Below are 18,781 nucleotides of genomic sequence, written 5' to 3' on the forward strand. Positions count from 1 at the left end.
CTCGCGACCGGACGCGACCCCCGGGCGATCGCGGAGGAGATCGGTGACGGCGGGGGCGGCGGGTTGAAGCGTTACCTCACCGAGGTCCTCAACGAGATGCTGGCCCCGATCCGGGCGCGTCGCGCCGAGTTGGCCGCCGACCCGGGCTACCTCAACGACGTCCTCGCTGCGGGCAATGCGAAGGCGAACGCCGTGGCGGATGCCACGCTGTTGGAAGTACGGCAAGCGATGGGAATGAGGTACTGATGAGCGGCCAGGACAACCAGGGTTGGATCGTCTCGCGGCGCACCGGCTGGCGTGCCGTGTGGGGCGTGCTCGGCATCCTCGTGTTCGGAGCGGCGTTCGTCGCCGCGCTGGTCGCCTTTGTGAGTGCTCCCCACGTCGACTCCGGCATGCTCGTGATCATCACGCTGCCCTTCTTCGCGGCGGCGATCGTCATGGCTGCGGAGGCCGTGAGCCAGGGCCTGGTGCACCTCGACGCCGATGGGTACCGGATGCCGCTGCGGCCCCGACGCGCCTGGATGGATGTGCTCGGCGTCGGCCTCGGTGAGGTCGATGGCCGCCGGACGCCCGTCGTCGCGGTGGCGGGAACCGGCGATTTCCCGGTGATCCAAGACACCTTCCCCGGATTTGCGGACGCCGACGCGGAGACGCTCATCAACGCCATCGGCGCCCGAGTGGGGGAGCCGCGCGGATTCTCCGGGCTCACCGTCGACGACGCGTGGTGGGGCGACGTCGAGGCCGAGGCCGACCGGGTAGCGGCACTGGTCGCCGACGCCATCAGTCGCGATCCCCTCGCGCGCGAGCGGGTCTCCTACGGGTACCCCGGGCTGGTGAGCGCGGTGCGGCTCGACTACGGCATGAATGAGGCCGGGGACCGGGTCGAGGTCTTGTGCCGTCGCACCAGCGATCTGGCGCTCACCCATGAGGGCCGCCGCTGGCTGCGGCAGAACGGCAAGCGGTCGGCCGACCCGGCCGGCCAGGTCGCCTGGCTGCTGGGGGCTTACCAGTTGACCGAGGCGCCGAGTGGTGGCGCGGGGTTTGACAGGGTGACCGTTCAGGTCGAGGGGCAGCGTCCCCTCCGGTTCAACGCCGAGGAGCCCGACCGGTTCGCGATGGCCGCATGACCACGGTGGAACCGCGGGAGGACCCGCCCACCGAGGCGAGCGAGCTCGAGACCCTGCTCGGTTTCCTGGACTATCAGCGCGGCACCATCGCGCTGAAGACCGACGGCATGGACGACGTCCAACTGCGCACGCCGCTGCCGCCGTCCACCATGACGCTGGGAGGCCTGCTGAAGCACCTCGCCTTCGTCGAGGACTTCTGGATCGGGATGACGGTGCGGGGGCGACCGCCGGCTGAACCGTTCTCCTCGGCGCCCTGGGACGATGACCCCGACTGGGAGTGGAGTTCGTCGGCGTGGGACACGGCCGACGAACTGCGGGAACTGTGGGGCGGCGCCGTCGAGGCGTCCCACAGTGAACTCGACGAAGTGCTGGCCGACCTCGGGGACGCGGGCCTGGGCACGCGGTTCCCGCGTTGGGAATCTGAGGAATCGGTGTCGCTGCGCTGGGTGCTGATCCACCTCATCGAGGAGTACTCGCGCCATGCGGGCCACGCCGACCTGCTGGCAGAACACGTGGACGGCCGCAGGGGAGAGTAACTCATCCCTGATCCGACGGGAACGCCCGGTGCGCCTGAGGCGCACCGGGCGTTGCTGTGCGGGGATACTCTCCCCAGCTCGTCAGGACTGCGAGGGCTCCGGCTGGGCCACCTGCTCGGCGGTCGCCTTGCCGCGGCCGCGACCGCCACGCCGGCGGCGCCTCGTGCCCGCAGGCTGGTCGCCCTCGGGCTGCTCCGTCGGGATGCCGGCGGACCGCTCGGCCTGGATCGGATCCGTGTCGGATGCTGCGACGCCACCAGCGGCGTCACCGACGATCTCCCCGTTGTGCAGCCGACGCCGGGTCCGGTTGCGCTTGGGACGCTCTTCCCGCGGTGCGCGCTCACGGGCCTTCGGCTCCTCGCGACGCGCCTCGCGCAGACGCCCCTTCGTGCCCCGGGGGATGTTGAGGTCGGAGAACAGGTGGTCGCTGGTGGAATACGTCTCCACCGGGTCGACGAAGTCCAGACCCAGTGCCTTGTTGATGACCTTCCACCGGGTGACGTCGGCCCAGTCGACCAGCGTGACCGCGACGCCGGTGTTCCCGGCCCGGCCGGTGCGCCCGATGCGGTGCACGTAGGTCTTTTCGTCGTCGGGGCACTCGTAGTTGATCACGTGGGTGATGTCGGCGACGTCGATGCCACGCGCCGCGACGTCAGTCGCGACGAGCAGCTTGACGCGATCCTCCCGGAACTTGGTCAGTGCCTTCTCGCGCATGACCTGGGAGAGGTCGCCGTGGATGCTCGTGGCGGAGAAACCGCGCTCCTCGAGATCGTCGGCCAGCCGCTGAGCGGCGCGCTTGGTGCGGGTGAAGATCATCACCTTGCCGGCATGGTCGGCCTGCAGGATCCGGGAGACGATCTCGGGCTTGTCGAGGTCGTGGGCCTGGTACACGAACTGCGTCGTGGCCGGGACGGTGGTCTGCTCATCGTGGCCCTCGGCGCGGATGTTGACCGGTTGGCTGAGGTGGCTGCGCGACAGCGACACGATCGCGCTCGGCATGGTCGCCGAGAACAGCAGCGTCTGCCGTGAGGCGGGCGTCTTGGCGATCAGGCGGTCGACGTCGGGCAGGAAGCCCAGGTCGAGCATCTCGTCGGCCTCGTCCAGCACCAGGACCTTGACGTGGCTCAGATCCAGCGCCCGACGGTTCACCAGGTCCAGCAACCGTCCGGGCGTGCCGACGACCACGTCGACCCCGGTCGCGAGGGCGTCGAGTTGCGGCTCGTAGCCGACGCCGCCGTAGACGGTCAGGATGCGGGCCGCCCGCACCGTCGCGGCGTCCTTCAGGTCGTTGGTGATCTGCAGGGCGAGTTCGCGGGTCGGCGTCATGATGAACGCCTGCGGCTTGCCCGGGTAGGCGAGCTCGGCGTAACCGGGGTCGGTGGGAACGGTGATCCGTTCCAGCAGGGCGATACCGAAGGCCAGCGTCTTGCCGGTGCCGGTGCGCGCCTGCCCGATCATGTCGGTGCCTGCCATCGCGATCGGCAGCGACATCGCCTGGATGGGGAACGGGTGGGTGATGCCCTTGTTGGCGAGAGCCTCGACGATCTCGCTGCGGACGCCGAGATCCGCGAACGTGGGCTTGTCGGTGGTCTGCGTGGGCAGGGTTGAAGCGCTCAGGGTCGTGCCTTACTACTCACCGGCGCGCGGCCGGGAACGGACCCTCCGCAGGCGCGACGCGCATGGGTGCGCTCAGCGGCGGGGACGCACAAAGGTGTGCGTCCCCCCCCAGTTTAGCTCAGTTGCCGACGGCCCCGAACCCGACCGCCCGCGCGTGTTCGCTGCCCAGTTCGACGTAGGCGATCTGCGTGGCCGGAATCAGGACCTTGCGGCCCTTCTCGTCGGTCAAGACCAGCGTGGTCTGGTTGGCGATCGCGTCAGCGAGTGCCTTCTCGACCGCTGCGGCCGACTCCCGGGACTCGACGACGACTTCGCGCGGAACGTCGCGCACACCCACCTTGATCTCCATGGATCTTCCCTTCCAATGCTCGGTTCGCGACCGACCCTACCCGGGGTGCACGGGCCGCCGCGGGTCACTTCGCGGCGGGCGAACGCACGCGATCACGGGCGTGCCGGGAGGACTCCTCGCCGTTGTGCCAGCAGTCCGGAGAAGAGGTCGCCTCGGCTCTCGACCCGGGCCAGCACCTCGGGTGCGGTGAAGCTGAGCTGAGCGCCGTCGGCCGCCGCCTCCACCTCCTCCCAGGTGACGGGTGCGGAAACGGTGGGGGTGTCGCGGGCGCGCAGGGAGTAGACCGACACGGTGGTGCGTCCGGGGAGGTTCTGGTTGACGTCGAGGAGGATCCTGCCCACGCGGGCGTCCCGCCCGATCGCCGTCACGAAAAGCTCCGGGTGCCGGGACACGAGCGCCTCGGCGAGTCCCTGGACGTAGCCGAGCGCGTCCCCGGCCGGGGTGGGTTGGACCGGTGCGTACACCTGGATGCCTTTGCTCCCCGACGTCTTGGCGAACGCGGCCAGCCCTGCTGCTCCCAGTTCTCCGGCGACCAGGAGGGCCGCCGTCGCGATGAGGGGCATGGTGACCCCCGCGCCGGGGTCGAGGTCGACGACGACCTGATCCACGAGGACCTCGGGCGATAACCTGACCGCTGCATCCGGGTCCGGGGTGCGCCACTGCGTCGAGTGCAGTTCCAGCGCGGCAAGGTTGGCCAGATACACCAGCGCCGGGACCCCGTCGACGAGCGGATACACCACCTCACCTTCGGAGCCGTCGACGATCTGCCGCTGCAGCCAGGGGGGAGCGCCCGCGGGAACGTTCTTCTCGAAGAAGGACGCGCCGGTGGTCCCGTGCGGGAAGCGGACCCGGGTGACGGGTCGCCGCGCCAGGTGGGGAAGCAGGACGGGGGCGACAGTGCGGTAGTAGTCGATCACCTCACCCTTGGTGAACCCGGAGGGATACAGCACCTTCTCGAGGTTGGTCAGCTTGAGCGTGCGCCCGGCCACCTCGGCGACGACATCGGCCATGCGTCCACGGTAGCCGTGGGCGAGGAAGCGGCACACCCCCAGGCACCCCGAACAGCCCTCCCGCATCCATTGTCGGCGGCGCGTGATGGGATGATCATCGTGATGAACGTGGTGGCGCAGGCGACGGGTCCCCTGCTGATGCTCGGTGCAGCGGGCACGGGCAAGACCACCTTGCTCGCGCAGGCTGCCGCCGATCGGCTGCGGGAGGGGCGTCCCCCGGCATTGATCTTCGCGGCCTCCCGCCAGGCCGCCTCGGAACTGCGCGATCGCATCGTTCGGGCGTGTGGGCAGACGATGCTCGCGCCGCGCGTGCTGACGATCCACGCCTTCTGTCTCGAGCTCGTGCGGGCCTTCGGCCACGACGAGGATGCCGCCCCGGCGCTGCTGACCGCCCCCGAGCAGGAGTTTCGCATCCGCGAACTGCTGGCGGGCTGGCAGGGTCGCTGGCCCGCTGAGTTGGCGGACGCGGTCGGCACCCGGGCGTTCGCCGCGCAGATCAGGGCGGTGCTGGCACGGGCCCGACAACTCGGCCTCGATCCGACGGACGTGGTGGGCCTGGGCGAGGCCGCCGGGGAGCCGGGGTGGAGCAGTCTGGGCCACTTCATGGCGGAGTATCTCGACGTGTTGGACGCCGAGGCCCGGCTCGACTACGCAGAGCTCGTTCATCGCGCACGTCTGCTCGTCGAACGCGACGACGTCCGCAGAGCCGCGCTGCAGGGTGTCGGGGCGGTGTATGTCGACGAGTGGTGCGAACTCGACCCCGCACAGATCTCGCTGGTGCACGCCCTCATCCCGGAAGGGTTCCCCCTCGTCGCCTCGGCGGATCCCGACACCGCCATCTATCGCTTCCGTGGCGCGCATCCACGCGCAGCCGCCGAGTTCGTCCGGCTCTTCCGCACGGCGGGGGCGCCTCCGGCGATCGAGGTGCTCACCACGGTGTGGCGTCAGTCGGCTGGCCAGGTGGCGGCCCTGGCCCATCTGCGACGGCGCCTCGGCGCGCCGGCGTTGGAGGGCGTGGAGGTGGGCCGTGCATACCGGGAGAGCCGTGCGGAGGCGTCCGGTGAGATCGAGGTCTGGACGTGCCCCGATGAGGCCACCCAATCCCGGGTGATCGCCGGCGAACTGCGCGCCGCCCATCTCGACCAGGGCATGGCGTGGGGCGACATGGCCGTCTTGGTGCGAGCGGGACGCCGCCAGATCCCGATGCTCGCCCGTGAGCTGTCCGACGCGGGCATTCCCGTCGAGGTCGCCGGCGACGAGATCGGCCTGGCGGAAGAGTTGGCCGTCCGTCCCCTGCTGCTGGCGTTGAGGGTGGCGGGCCGCGGGGGCGCCCCGGATCCCGATGAAGCGCACCGGCTGCTGTTGTCGGGGTGGGGCGGCTTCGATGCGGTGTCGATTCGACGGCTCGGACGGCGCCTGCGTGGCGCCGATCCGGACGCGGTGGGCGTCCCCGCTGACGCGCTGATCGCTCAAGTCCTCGGCGGGCTTCGCGACATCCCGGAGGGGGAGGACGAACTGACGCTGCGCCGGGATCTCCTCGCCGCTGCGGCGGCCATCGTGCGCGCCGGGGGCCGCCCCGAGGAGGCGTTGTGGGCGTTGTGGTCCGGCACCGAGTGGCCCCAGGCGCTGCGCGGGGAGGCGCTGGCCGCCGGGGACGCGTCGCCGCGGGCCCACCGCGATCTCGACGCCGTGACCGCGTTGTTCGCCTTGGCGGCAGACTCGGTGGCACCACCAGGCTCCGAGGGCGTCAGGTGGTTCCTCGCGGAGGTCACCCAGCAGCAGATCCCCGCTGACAGCCAGCGGGAGGCCGCCGTCTTCGGCCGGGGCGTCCGCGTCCTCACGGCCCACCGGGCCAAGGGCCATCACTGGCCGTTCGTGGTCGTCGCGGGCGCACAGGAGGGGATCTGGCCCGACGTGCAGCGGCACGGATCGGTGTTTGATCCTCTCCGGCTCACCTCGGACCTCCTCGGGGAGGGTGTGTCGACGCGCGAACTGGTGGCGAGCGAACGCAGACTGTTCCTGCTGGCCTGCTCACGGGCCGAGGGGCGCCTCCTGGTCACGGCGGTGGAAGGCACCGAGGGCGAGGACGACCGTCCCTCGCGCTTCGTCACCGAGCTGGGGCGGCAGGTGCGCACGGTCGCGACCCCCGAGCCGAGACTGCACACCCTGCGGGCCCTGGTGGCCGACCTTCGGCGCACCGCCCAGGACGCCGCGGCCTCTCCCGCACTGCGATCGGCGGCGGCCCGGCGGCTGGCGATGCTGGCCGAGCAGCGCGATCCTTCCGGCGCCCCGCTGGCACCCGATGCCGACCCGCGGCGCTGGTGGGGGTTGCTGGAGCCGACGAGTTGGGCCGCCCCCGCGCGCCCCGGGAGCCTCACGCTGAGCCCCTCGCGGCTGCACGACATCCTGACCTGCCCGCGGCAGTACTTCCTGCGCAGAGAAGCGCGTGCCGATCCACCCCGGGGAAGCGCCACCATCCTCGGTTCGGTGATCCACGCCGTCGCCGAGCGCGCGGGAGCCGGGGAGCTCACCGCCCTCAGCGCGGAGGAGCTCCTCGACGAGGTGTGGGCCGACATCCCGTTCCCAGCGGCGTGGCTGTCAGCCTCCGAGCGCGCGGACGCCGACGCGGCAGTGGAACGTTTCCTGGCCTGGCAGAAGGGTCACGAGCACGCCAACCTGGTGGGGGTGGAGGTGCCCTTCGACATCCGCGTCGAGCTCGAGGGGGGGCCGGTCACGCTTCGCGGCACGGTCGACCGCTTGGAGCGGACCCCGAGCGGAGACCTGCGGGTCATCGACTTCAAGACCGGCCGCTCCACCCCGACCCGAGACGAGGTGGCGGCGATGCCCCAGATCGGGGTGTATCAGCTGGCCATCGAGGCAGGTGCGTTCGCCTCCGTGGCACCAGGGGCGTCCTCCGCGGGGGCAAGCCTGGTGTACCTGCGTCACGAGAGCACCGATGGTTGGCCCAAGGAGTTCCGGCAGCCGTCCCTGAGCGAGGTCCCGCACCTCACCCAGGATCCCGCCGAGCTCGTGTACCCGACCTGGGTTCATCATCGGGTCGCCGAAGCGCGCGACGTTCTTGCGGCTGGACGATTCGAGGCCCGGCCCGGCCCGGCGTGCCGGTACTGCCCGGTGCGATCGAGTTGCCCTGCCAGTAGCGGACAGGTGATCTGACATGGCGCTGTTGACGCATCCTGCCCAGCTCAGCGAGGCGCTCGGCATTCCCTTCTCGGCCCAGCAGCTGGCCGCGATCACGGCGCCCCTGGAGCCGAGCGTCATCATCGCCGGGGCCGGCTCCGGCAAGACGACCGTCATGGCGGCCCGCGTGGTGTGGCTCGTCGGTACCGGGCAGGTCCGTCCGGAGCAGGTGTTGGGGCTCACGTTCACGCGCAAGGCGGCCGCCGAGTTGAGCGGGCGCGTGCGCGCGGCGCTGGCCGGTGCCCGGGTGGTGGACGCCACCGGCGACGACGACGCCGGGGAACAGGTGATCATGACGTACGACGCGTTCGCCTCGCGCTTGGTCGCCGACCACGGCCTGCGGATCGGCGTCGAGGGCGACGCCCGGATGCTCACCGGGGCATCACGGTTCCGGATGGCGTCGAAGGTCGTGTCCCGGGCCCCGGGACCCTGGGCCGAGCTTGCCCGGCTGCGTCCCGACTCGGTGACCGACAAGGTGCTCACGCTCGACGCGGAACTCTCCTCCCATCTGGTCGCCCCGGAACGGCTCCTCGACCACGCCTTCACCGTGATCGGCGGGGTGGAGTCCTCTCCGCGGAGCCGCACCAAAGACCTCTACGCCTCGATGAAGCGGGCTGCGGCGATTGCCGCCGAGCGGGCGGAGCTGTCCGGCCTGGTGGAGGACTATCAGCGCCTGAAGCGGGAAATGGGCGCCGTCGAGTTCGCCGACCAGATGGGGGTGGCGGCTGACCTGGCCCGCCGCGTCCCTGACGTGTCGCGAGCGCTCCGGTCCCAGTTCCGGGTCGTCCTGCTCGACGAATACCAAGACACCTCAAGCGCGCAGGCAGCGCTGCTCTCCGCGCTGTTCTCCGGGGAACGACCCGATGACGGCCGTGGCTTCCCGGTCACGGCGGTCGGTGACCCGTGCCAGGCGATCTATGGCTGGCGCGGCGCCGCCGCCGCGAACATCATCACCTTCGCCACGCACTTCCCCCGCAGCGACGGGTCACCGGCCACCGGGTATGCGTTGACCGTGAACCGACGCTCGGGCCAGCGCATCCTGGACGCCGCCAACGTCTTGTCGGCTCCCTTACGGCTGGACAAGGAACTTCAGTGGGACGGCATCGACAGCGATCTGGTTGCGCCCCCGGGGACTCCGCCCGGTGACATCGCAGTCGCGTCCTTTGCCACATGGCCAGGAGAGATGTCCTGGATCGCCGACGATATCGCCGCAGCCCATGATTCCGGGCGTGCCGTGCGATGGTCGGACATCGCCGTGCTGGCCCGGCGCAATCAGCACATCCGCCCGCTGTATGGGGAACTGCTCGCGCGAGGCATCCCGGTGGAAATCGTCGGTCTGGATGGACTGCTGGCGGTGCCGGAAGTGGCTGACGTGGTCGCCATGCTCCGCGTCCTGGGCGACGCCACCGCCAATCCCGATCTGGTGCGGATCCTCACCGGGCCGCGATGGAGCATCGGACCCGCCGACCTGGCAGTGCTCGGCAGGCGTGCCCGAGAGCTCGCCGGGGGCGAGTCGCCGACCGAGGAGCGCGACCCGCGGGAGGAGATCGCGGCCATCATCGACCAGACCGAGGCAGCGCAGTCGCCGTCGCTGGCCGAGGCACTGATCGATCTGGGGGAGGGGCCCTACTCCGCGGCGGGCCGGGTGAGGCTCACCCAATGCGGCCGGGAGTTGTCCGGCTTGCGCGGGCACGTCGGCGCGCCGGTGACGGACTTGGTGCGGCGCATCATCACGTTGTTGGGCCTGGAGGTCGAGCTGGCGCTGCGCGGACCGCACGGCACGAGGCAACTGGATGCGTTCGTGTCCCAGGTGGCCGGTTACGCCGACCTGGACGGTGACGGCTCCCTGACCGGGCTGCTGGCCTGGCTGGCCGCCGAGGAGGAGCACGGTGTCGGCCTGGAGCAGGCCGTCCCCACGGCCTCCGACTCGGTCAAGCTGCTGACCATCCACCGCGCCAAGGGGCTGGAGTGGGAGGTGGTCTACCTCCCAGCGCTCGCGGACAAGGTGTTTCCTTCCGACCGGGTGCAGGGGAACTGGCTGGGGCGCTCCGACGTGCTGCCGGCTGACCTGCGCGGAGACGCCGACAACGTGGCACAGCTGGCCGACTACTCCGACGCGGATGCGAAGGCCTACGCGGAGGCGCTGAAAGCAGAGGCCCGGCGAGCCGACGACCGGCTCGCCTACGTCGCGGTGACCCGCGCCCGGCAGCACCTGGTCGCGACCACCCACGCGTGGAGTGACCTGATCAAGCCGCGGGCGGTGTCGCCCTACCTGACGGTGCTGGAGGGGTTCGCCGAAGAGCCGCTCCACGAACCGATTCCGCCCAGCAACCCGTTGCTCAGCGAGGGCGGCGGGTTCCCCTGGCCCGCCCCGCGCGACGAGGCACAGTGGCTCGTGCGGACCGAGGCGGCCGAGGCCGTGAGGGCGGCCCAGGCCGACCCGACCGGCGTCGATGAGCCCGTGGTCTTCCTGGATGAGGCCGCAGAGGTGGCCCGGTGGGACCAGGCGGCCGACCAACTGCTCGCCGAGGCACGCCTGCGCCGCGGACAGGATGTGTCCGCCGTTGCGCCCCCTTACTGGTCACCGACGAGCCTCATCGCAGCACGAACGTCGCCGGAGGAGTTCCGTGCCGACCTGGTGCGTCCGATGCCGTCACCGCCACGACGGGCGGCGCGCGTCGGCGAGGAGTTCCATGCCTGGCTGGAGCGCCGCGGACGCGACAACCCCGCCCTGCTGCAGGCCCCCGACGCGGTGCCCCGTGACCCTGCGTTGCGACGTTTGATCGCGGCCTTCGAGGCGGGTCCCTACGCGGACCGACGGCCCGTGGCCACCGAGGTCGCCTTCTCCCTGTTCCTGGGAGGAGACGTCGTCCGGGGCCGGATCGACGCGATCTTCGCGACCCCGGACGGCGACCAGGTCGTGGATTGGAAGACGGGCCGATCCCAGGTGCCCGACGCGCTGCAGTTGGCGCTCTACCGGCTGGCATGGTCGGAGCTCAGTGGGCGGACGCCGGAGCAGGTCGACGCGGTGTTCTACGACGTCCTCGACGCCATGATCATCCGTCCATCCCCCCTCCCCGGGCGTCCCGAACTCGAGCGGTTGATCGGCGAGGCACGCGGTCGGGGCTAGCGTGGTCGTCATGGAACCTTGGGTGCCTGACAGCGCACTGGACCGCCTGCTGGAAGACCGTGAGGATCCGGCGTGGGTGGCTGCTCGATGGGAGGATCCCTCGACACAGGTCCTCGGGGTGAACGACCGCTCCGGAGTCTCGGCTACTCCCGACCAGGACGGTCTGCGTGGCATCCGTCCCGGTGGCCCCTACGATCCGGAGCACCACTTCCTGATCGGTGCGGTCGACGGAGTGCCCTGGTTCGCGCTGGCCGCCACCCCTGAGGGGCCGTCGTCGTCGCTGCGCGTGCTGGGGGGCGTCCTCCCCGAGACCGAGCTCGACATCGCCATGACTGCGGTCGCGATGGTCAACTGGCACCGGGAGGCGGGGTTCTGCAGCCGATGCGGGACCGCGACCAACGTGACTGCCGGTGGTCACACCCGGGTCTGCCCGGGGTGCGGTGCGCAGTGGTTCCCGCGCATGGACCCTGCCGTGATCGTCGCCGTGCTCGACGAGGAGGGCCGTCTGCTGCTGGGCCACCACGTGGGGTGGGAGGACACCCGCGTGTCCATCCTTGCCGGGTTCGTCGAGGTCGGGGAATCCCTCGAACAGGCCGTCCGCCGGGAGATCATGGAAGAGTCGGCGGTGGCGCTGGCGTCGCTGCGCTACGTGGGCAGCCAACCGTGGCCGTTTCCCCGCTCGCTCATGCTCGGGTTCGTCGCTTCGGCTCGTGGCCAGGAGGTGCGCGCCGACGGCGAAGAGATCCTGTGGGCGCGGTTCTTCACGCGCGCGGAGGTCACGGCTCAGGTGGCTGACGGAAGCCTGACGTTGCCGATGCGCTCCTCGATCGCCTCCCGGATCATCACGGCATGGCGGGACGGCGAGATCGGCGTCGAGGAACCGGCCGCCGACTGACGCACGTCATCCCAGGCGTGCGGCGAGCCCGCTCATGCGGCGGGCGGGACGGGCGATCGCCTGGGCGACGGCTGCTTCGTCACCGAGCAGGAGCACCGACTCGCGAGCCCGCGAGACGGCGGTGTAGAGGAGTTCCCGGGTCAGCAGCGGCGAACCTGCGGGCGGCAGGATCACGCTGACGTGGCGGAACTGGCTGCCTTGAGCCTTGTGGACCGTCATCGCATGCACGCTGGTCAGCCCGTCGAGCACGTAGGGGGAGAAGGGCCGGGGACGCCCCGCCACGCCGAACCACGCCTGCGGCGCCTCCCCGGTGGACAAGACGACTCCCGTGTCACCGTTGTACAGCCCCAACTCGGGACGGTTGACGGTCATCATGACCGGACGCCCCGGGTAGGCGTCCCCGTCGGCGACGAACCCGGGAACCTCGGCGCTCAGCCACGCCACCGCGTGCCGCGACCATTGCGCCACCCCGAACGGGCCGGTGCGATGGCCGCACAGCAGGCGGTGCGTGTCGAGGGCCTCCAGCGCGGCCGCGGGGTCAGCGGCGGCGACCGCTTCGGCGACTCTGCGCCCGGCGGCCACGACCTGGGCGCGTGCGGCGGTGAGACCGTCCTCCCCGTCGGCCAGTCGAACCCCGGATTCGCCACCGGACAAGGTGGTCAGGGCCAGGTCGGCGTCACCGGTGCGAATCGCGTTCGCCAGCGTGGCGATCGCACCCTGGAAGCGGAAGTTGTGGCTGAGCCGTGCCACGATGCCCGCGCTGGCGGGTGCGCTGGTGATGTCGGCCAGGACGCTTCCGGCGTCGACGGAGGAGAGTTGGTCGGGGTCGCCCACCAGAACCAGACGTGCGCCCGGCTTGAGGGCTTCGAGCAGTCGAGCCATGAGCGCCATGGACACCATGGACATTTCGTCGATGATCACGACGTCGTGCGGCAGGGGCCGGGTCGCGTCGTGTGCGAACCGGGTGCGCGAACCGCGCCGCCACCCGAGCAGGGCATGCAGTGTCACCGCGCGGGCCGCCGGGTCTCCCAGAGACTCGGTCATGCGCGCCGCGGCTTTGCCGGTGGGGGCGGCGAGCGCGACCAGTGCGTCGGGCCGCTCGGCGCGGATCCGTGCCATGACGGCGCGGATGGTCCACGTTTTGCCGGTCCCCGGGCCCCCGGCGATCACTGTGACGGGGCTGGTCACCGCCAGTTCGACCGCGTCCTGTTGGCCCTGGGGTGTGCCCCCGCTCGGGGCGGTCGTGAGGCGGGCGAGCATTTCGCGGCGCACGACCTCCTGGTCGGCGTAGTGCCGTTCGAGATACAGCGCCCCGTCGACGAGGCGTAGGGGCCGGGCCGGGGCGCCCTGCGATCCCAGCGTGACGGCCGGACTGCGGCGCAATGCCTCTTCCCAGGCGGTCTGCTCGGGCCACCAGGAGGGATCCAACTCGACGGCATCCTCCCATTGGTCGAGTTCGCGCAGCCGATCCAGGGGCAGGCAGATGGATCCCAGGCGCAGCGCCCGGACGGTCAACGCCGCGGCGAGCAGGACGCGAGGGTCCGCCTCTCCGAACAGGTAGCCCCACTGTTGAGCGGGATGCACGTCGGACCACGTCAGCGCGCCAGCAGCATTGAACGTTGCCAGCAGGCCGGTGGCGCTCACGGCGCGGGTGTCGTCGGTCATGAGGGATCTCCGGCCAGTAGTGCGGAGGTGGCCAGAACCAGGGCGGTGCTGGGTTCCCAGGTGAAGACACCCAGCGGGTGCCCGCCGGGTTGAGGGGTGTCGTGTCCGGCCATCCCGCGGACGAACAGGTAGGCGACCCCGCCGAGGTGACGGGTCGGCTCGTAGGGGGCCCATCGGGTCGCCAGGAAGCGGTGCAGCGCGACGCTGTAGAGCAACGCCTGCAGCGGGTAGTGGCTGCTCATCATCGCTTCGGCCATGGCGTCTTGGGTGTAGTGCCCGACCGTGAGGGGCTGATCCGCGGGTGCCAGCCGGTTGGTCTTGTAGTCCACCACTACGAAGCGTGCGTCGGTGCCGGATCCGTCACGGAGCACGGCATCGATCGAGCCGGTGAGGAAACCATGGAGGCGCTGGTCGGCCAACAGCGGAGACGCCAGTCGGGCTGGATAGTCGACCAGTGGGTCGTCTCCGGGCAGGTGACGGGCCAGCAGGTCGGCGATGTCGGCGACGCTGGCTCGTGGATTGGACAAGGCGAACTCGAAGTCCATCTCAGCGAGTCGGTCGGCGGGGGAGAAGTCGCGGAGCGTCCGGTCGGGAAGCGACGGCCCCAGGGGAGTGACGAAGCTGGGGGCGAGCGCCTCGGCGAGGGCGGCGGGGTCGACGTCGGGGACCGGCACCCTGCGCAGTGCAGCGTAGGTCTCGGTGGTGAGGTCGGCGCGCCAGGTGGCGGTGGTGGCGTCGGTGGCCTCGTAGACGGCATGGACCAGGGTCCCGAAGGCCGCCCCGGCGGGAAGCGCGGCCATCGGCGAAGGCGCGGCGAAGGCCGGATTCGGGAGCGCGGTCAACTCGTCGGTACCCGTCTCGTCGTCGAGCAGCAGCGCCTGGGCTGGTACGGGTTGGTCGTGGGCGGCCGCCGTCAGACCGGAGTAGGAGGTGCGTCGCCAGGCGTGATCGATCGAGCGTGTCCACGCGCGCACCCGGAGGTCGGGCGGCGTGGGGCGCGGGCGGGGCAGCGGCGCCACTGCGTCGGTCAGCACGGTGGCTATCCCGGCGCCGGGCAGCCAGCCCACCCCCTGCGGGGTGGAATCGATCAGCGGCTCGTCGAGCGGGAACGACGCCCGCGGCCGACGCGGCTGGGCGGGGTCGTGATCGGCGTGGAGAAGGCGGTGCAGCGGGGAGGAAGCTACCCGGGGATGCGCCGCCCACCAGGTGACCACCCGCGACTCAGCCCGAGTCAGGCCCACGTAGAAGGCGCGCAACGCCTCGTCGCCGTCTTCGGTGAGGTGCCGCTCCCACCGGTCGGCACGACCGGGGCTTCGGCGACCGCCGACGTCCAGGTGCCGGGTGGTGCCGCCGGGGAGGACGAGTGCGGCCCCGCGGTCGGGTTCGACCGGGAACTCGTCGGCGGCCTCGGGGAGCAGGACCACCGGCCATTGAAGACCCTTGGCGCGATGGATCGTCATGACCGTCACCGCCTCGGCATCGGTCGCCCGGCGGCGGGTGGCCTCCCCCCCGACGCTCTGTGCGACGCGCTGGCCACGCAACCAGGCGGCGATGTCGCGGGGCCGCCGGGAGACACCAGCGCCGTGGTAGCGGTGCAGCAACTCGACCAGTTGGCGGTGGTCGGTGGCGCGTTGTTCTCCGTCGGGTTGCCTCAGCAGGCGGACGGTGAGCGCGTTGTCGGCGTCCATGGCCGCGAACAGGGCGGGGACGCCGTCGCGTTCGAGTACGCGCGCCCAGGTGTGAATGAGCACCGCCCACGCGGACTGCTGGGCCTCATCGGCCCGGGCCAGCTCCGGGACGGTCGCGCCCACGAAGTCGGTGAGGAAGGCGCGCTGCAGGTACGGGCGCCGCGGCTCGTCGAGGGCGTGCAGCAAGGCGAGCCAGTCGTCGCCGGCGGGGGAGCCGAACACACTGCGGGAACCGGTGAACGTGGCCGGGATCCCAGCCGAGGCCAGAGCGGAGGCCAAGGCGGCCCCCCGGTCGTTGGAGCGGACCAGCACCGCGAGGTCGCTGGCCAGCAGCGGGGAACCCGTCCCCTCGACCGGGTGACCGGCGTGGTCGAGGGGACGCCGAAGCAGCGGGGCGTCGTCTCGGAGGAGTTCGGCCACGACGGCCACCACGTCGCGGCTGATGGCCGCCATGGCCCGGCCGCGGGTCAGCACCCCGTCGGTGCCGATGGTGCGCACGTGGACCCCCTGCGTCCACGGGGTGCCTGCGCGGCCGACCAGTCGGGAGGCGCGGTGGGCCGCGACGGGAGGGGCGGTGATGCCCTCGCCCAGGGTCACGCCGCGGAAGAGAGCGGCGACGCCGGCGACGGTCTCCGGGTCGGAGCGGTAGTTGACGGGCAGGGTGGTGGTCTCATCCGCCTGTCCGACGGCCAGGCTGTAGGTGTGGACGTCGCCACCGCGGAAGCCGTAGATCGCCTGCTTGGGGTCGCCGATCAGCACCAGCGTTGCGGCACCGTGGAACGCGTTCCTCAGGATCGACCACTGGACCGGATCGGTGTCTTGGAACTCGTCAACCAAGACGACGGGGAAGCGCGCCGCGAGCCGTGCCCGTGCCTGCGCGCCGGACGTCTCCTCGCGCAGCGCGTCGTCGAGGCGCCGCAGCTGATCGTCGAAGGAGAACAGCCGCAGCGCGTCCTTGCGGCGCCCCACTTCGTGGCGGACCGAAGCCGCGAACGCGACCCTGTCCCCGACCGCACCCGGGGACCCCAGACCGACCAGTTCGGCGTCCTCAAAGACGGCTCTGCGGCCGATCTCGCGGCCGCCGGGGTCGGCGTTCCAGCGGCCGGCGTAGGGGAACGTTGCGCCGTGGGGACGCCGGGCGAACATCGACACGTACACATCGGCTGACGCCTCGTCCGCCAGCGGGCCCAGTTCCTCGACCAGGGTGGAGAGCGGGGTCTGCGGGGCCAGGACGCCGAGCCCGGCAAGCATGTTGTGACAGAACTCGTGGGTGGTCATGATGGTCGCCCGGTCGAAGGTGGCGAAGGCGGTGGTGAGGCGCTCGGCGCGCCGAGCCACGTCTTCGGCGTGTCCTGAGGCCAGGAGGCGGACGACGGCGTCGTCGGGCAACTCCGCGGCGCGATCCTCCACGGTGCGGACCAGGGCCGCCGCGGTCTGCTGGAGACGTTCGCGGACGCGCAGCCTCAACTCGGCAGTGGCCGCCCGGGAGAAAGTGATCAACAACAAGTCGTCGACGCGTGCGACGCCCTCGGCCAGGTAACGAGTCGCGAGGGCCGCGATCGCGTACGTCTTCCCGGTGCCCGCAGAGGCCTCGAGCACCATGGTGCCTGTGGGGAGCGGTCCCGTCAGGGAGAACTCGACCCGGTCTGGTCCGTTCATCCTTGTGCCCTCACGATCGGTCCCCAGATTCGCACCGCCAGCGAGCCGAGCAGTTGTGGCTCCCCGGGGGCCGCCCAGGGGCTCCCGGCCGACGGGGCGTCCCGCCAGGGCACATCGTCGCGGCCGTACCAACGGTTCCACACCAGATCCCGGTCGTAGCCCCACAGTTTCTCCAGTTGCGCGGCGTCGTGCAGGGGATCCCGATCGCGCGACCGTAGCCGTGCCCAGTGCTCCGCGACGCGCGGCGGCAGGGGAAGCACGCGTTCGGTGGCGTCGTGGGCCAGTGCGAGCAGGTCGGACAGGAAGGCGCGGGCGGGTTCGGGGGGCGGGCCGCTGAGGCGAACCGTGTCGCCTCGCCCCACCAGGACCGCGTTGGTCCGGCGTCCGGTCGCGACCGTCAACGCGAGCATCTGCACCCAGGCGGGGCCCAGATGCCGGGCGTCGACGCGGCCATACTGAGCGATGGCCACCACACCGCCTCGCGTCACGACCCTGCCGGTCAGCCGGATGTCGTCCACCGTCAGGTCCAGGGCTTGGGTGTGTGCCTCCTGCCCCGCCTCGCGTTCGAATCGCCCGGCGATGCTCTGCGCTTGAGCCACGACGTCCATCAGCGCCGCATGCCCCAGCTCGTGGGGGGGAACGCTGCCGCTGAGCCATTGCGCGGTGACCGCATGGTCGGCGTCCTGCCCGGCGAGGAGCGCCGTGAGCAGGGCGTCGCCTACCGACCAGCTTTCGCGGAAGCCGAGTTCCAGCGGAATGGCGTCGGTGGGGGCCTCTTCGTGGAGGAGCGTCACGTCCGCGCGCTCCCGCAGCAGAAAGCGGCCGGGATGCTTCAGCAGCGCGCCGATATGGTCGACGGCGATCTCCTGCAGGGGAGTCGTCCGGGGCAGCAATCCGATGGCGAACGGGTCGGGGGCGGCCTGCGGTGGCGAGACGAGTGCCGCGGCCGCGTCGCGCGCGGCGCGATCGAAGCTACGCGGGCGCCCATCGGGGCCGGCGACGAAGTTCCGAGGGGAGAAGGGCTGCAGCGCTTCGGTGTGAACCCGGTCGACGCCGACGGCGTCGCGGAGTTCCAGCACGCCGGGAGGCGGTGGGTAACCCTCCGGGGTGAGCGAGGACTGACCTTGGAACACGACGATCAGGCGTGTGCGCGCCGCGAGGATCGCGTCCAGGACGGCTTGGCGGTCATCGGCGCCCGGGTCGGGATCCAGCGGCTCGCGGCGACCGGCGAGCAGGTCGTCACCGTCGCCCAGGCCGCGGCGCGGGAAGCTGCGCTCGTCGAGACCGACCAGGCAGATCACCTGGTGCGGGACGCGCGGCAGGTCGTCCAGTCCGGCCACCACCAGGGTGCCGTTGCCGAACGCGGGCCGTTCCCGGCGCCGCCCCCAGGCGTCGGCCCACAGCGCCACGACGTCGGCTGCGCGCAGGTCCGAGGAGGAGGCACTGCCTCGCTCCTCGACGTCGGCTAGGACCGACCAGACCTGGGACAGCTGCCAGCTCTCCACCACAGGGATGTCCGTGAGGGACTCCAGTGCTGAACGCAACCGGCCCGTCCAGGTGGACAGGGGTGCGGCCACGGCGAACTCGCGCGTGATCCGGGACAAGCGGCTGACGAGTTCGGCCAGCGCCCCGATCCGCTCGGTGTCGGTTGAGGCCACATCGTCGACGGTGGCGACCACGCCGACGCTGCCGTGAGTGTCGTCGCTGAAGGCCTCGCCCAGCAACAACCGCTGAACACCGAGCTGCCAGGTGTTCTGGGCCACCTCCACGCCGAACCAGGCTCGGTGATCGGCGTTGATGCCCCACCGCACACCGGCGGCTTCGACGAGCGACTCCAGGCGATCGATGTCGTCGGGGGTGAAGCCGAACCGGCGTGCCACGAAGGGGTGAGCGGCCCAGTCCAGCAG

10 protein-coding genes and 2 pseudogenes are annotated in these 18,781 nt (G+C 71.3%); 6 read left to right on the forward strand and 6 right to left on the reverse strand.

Annotated features, from left to right (window positions below; all coding sequences use genetic code 11):
- The 3 genes and pseudogenes from V7E09_RS08545 to V7E09_RS08555 form a co-directional block, all read left to right on the forward strand.
- Positions 1–246 (forward strand): annotated as a pseudogene (locus V7E09_RS08545) (tryptophan--tRNA ligase); the annotation flags it as partial.
- Positions 246–1,127, forward strand: a complete 882-nt coding sequence (locus V7E09_RS08550) for a hypothetical protein (RefSeq protein WP_324512035.1) — start codon at positions 246–248, stop codon at positions 1,125–1,127. The pseudogene V7E09_RS08545 and the gene V7E09_RS08550, both read left to right, overlap by 1 nt.
- The gene (locus tag V7E09_RS08555; protein WP_324512036.1) at positions 1,124–1,663 is read left to right on the forward strand and encodes a DinB family protein; all 540 of its coding nucleotides are present in this window, start codon (positions 1,124–1,126) and stop codon (positions 1,661–1,663) included. The genes V7E09_RS08550 and V7E09_RS08555 overlap by 4 nt, the downstream gene beginning before the upstream one ends.
- A gap of 81 nt (positions 1,664–1,744) precedes the next feature.
- Here the strand turns inward: V7E09_RS08555 and V7E09_RS08560 are convergent, their stop codons facing one another.
- The 3 genes from V7E09_RS08560 to ligD form a co-directional block, all read right to left on the reverse strand.
- The gene (locus V7E09_RS08560) at positions 1,745–3,280 is read right to left on the reverse strand and encodes a DEAD/DEAH box helicase (RefSeq protein WP_442956858.1); all 1,536 of its coding nucleotides are present in this window, start codon (positions 3,278–3,280) and stop codon (positions 1,745–1,747) included.
- A gap of 118 nt (positions 3,281–3,398) precedes the next feature.
- On the reverse strand, positions 3,399–3,629 hold the full coding sequence (locus V7E09_RS08565; protein WP_324512037.1) for a DUF3107 domain-containing protein: 231 nt from the start codon (positions 3,627–3,629) through the stop codon (positions 3,399–3,401).
- Positions 3,630–3,721: 92 nt separating this feature from the next.
- Entirely contained in the window at positions 3,722–4,639 is a 918-nt protein-coding gene (gene ligD, locus V7E09_RS08570) for a non-homologous end-joining DNA ligase (RefSeq protein WP_324512038.1), read from the reverse strand.
- 90 nt (positions 4,640–4,729) lie between these two features.
- On the opposite strand from ligD, the gene V7E09_RS08575 reads away from it, so the two are divergent.
- Genes V7E09_RS08575 through nudC form a run of 3 tightly spaced genes read left to right on the forward strand, consistent with a single transcriptional unit; the run spans position 4,730 to position 11,862 of the window.
- On the forward strand, positions 4,730–7,813 hold the full coding sequence (locus V7E09_RS08575) for an ATP-dependent helicase (protein ID WP_324523259.1): 3,084 nt from the start codon (positions 4,730–4,732) through the stop codon (positions 7,811–7,813).
- 1 nt (position 7,814) lies between these two features.
- Positions 7,815–10,967: an ATP-dependent DNA helicase gene (locus tag V7E09_RS08580; protein ID WP_324523260.1), complete on the forward strand. Its 3,153-nt coding sequence runs from the start codon at positions 7,815–7,817 to the stop codon at positions 10,965–10,967.
- A gap of 22 nt (positions 10,968–10,989) precedes the next feature.
- Positions 10,990–11,862, forward strand: coding sequence for an NAD(+) diphosphatase (nudC, locus tag V7E09_RS08585; RefSeq protein ID WP_324512041.1), 873 nt, complete (start codon positions 10,990–10,992; stop codon positions 11,860–11,862).
- A 6-nt stretch (positions 11,863–11,868) separates the two neighbouring features.
- Here the strand turns inward: nudC and recD are convergent, their stop codons facing one another.
- The 3 genes and pseudogenes from recD to V7E09_RS08600 form a co-directional block, all read right to left on the reverse strand.
- A complete protein-coding gene (gene recD, locus V7E09_RS08590; RefSeq protein WP_324512042.1) occupies positions 11,869–13,527 on the reverse strand; it encodes an exodeoxyribonuclease V subunit alpha in 1,659 nt (552 codons plus the stop codon).
- Positions 13,524–16,874 carry a UvrD-helicase domain-containing protein gene (locus V7E09_RS08595; RefSeq protein ID WP_324512043.1) on the reverse strand — a complete coding sequence of 1,117 codons (3,351 nt, stop codon included), beginning with the start codon at positions 16,872–16,874 and terminating at the stop codon, positions 13,524–13,526. The genes recD and V7E09_RS08595 overlap by 4 nt, the downstream gene beginning before the upstream one ends.
- Positions 16,871–18,781, reverse strand: a pseudogene (locus V7E09_RS08600) (hypothetical protein); the annotation flags it as partial. The gene V7E09_RS08595 and the pseudogene V7E09_RS08600, both read right to left, overlap by 4 nt.

The organism is Propioniciclava sp., assembly GCF_036744435.1.
Lineage (GTDB): Bacteria > Actinomycetota > Actinomycetes > Propionibacteriales > Propionibacteriaceae > Propioniciclava.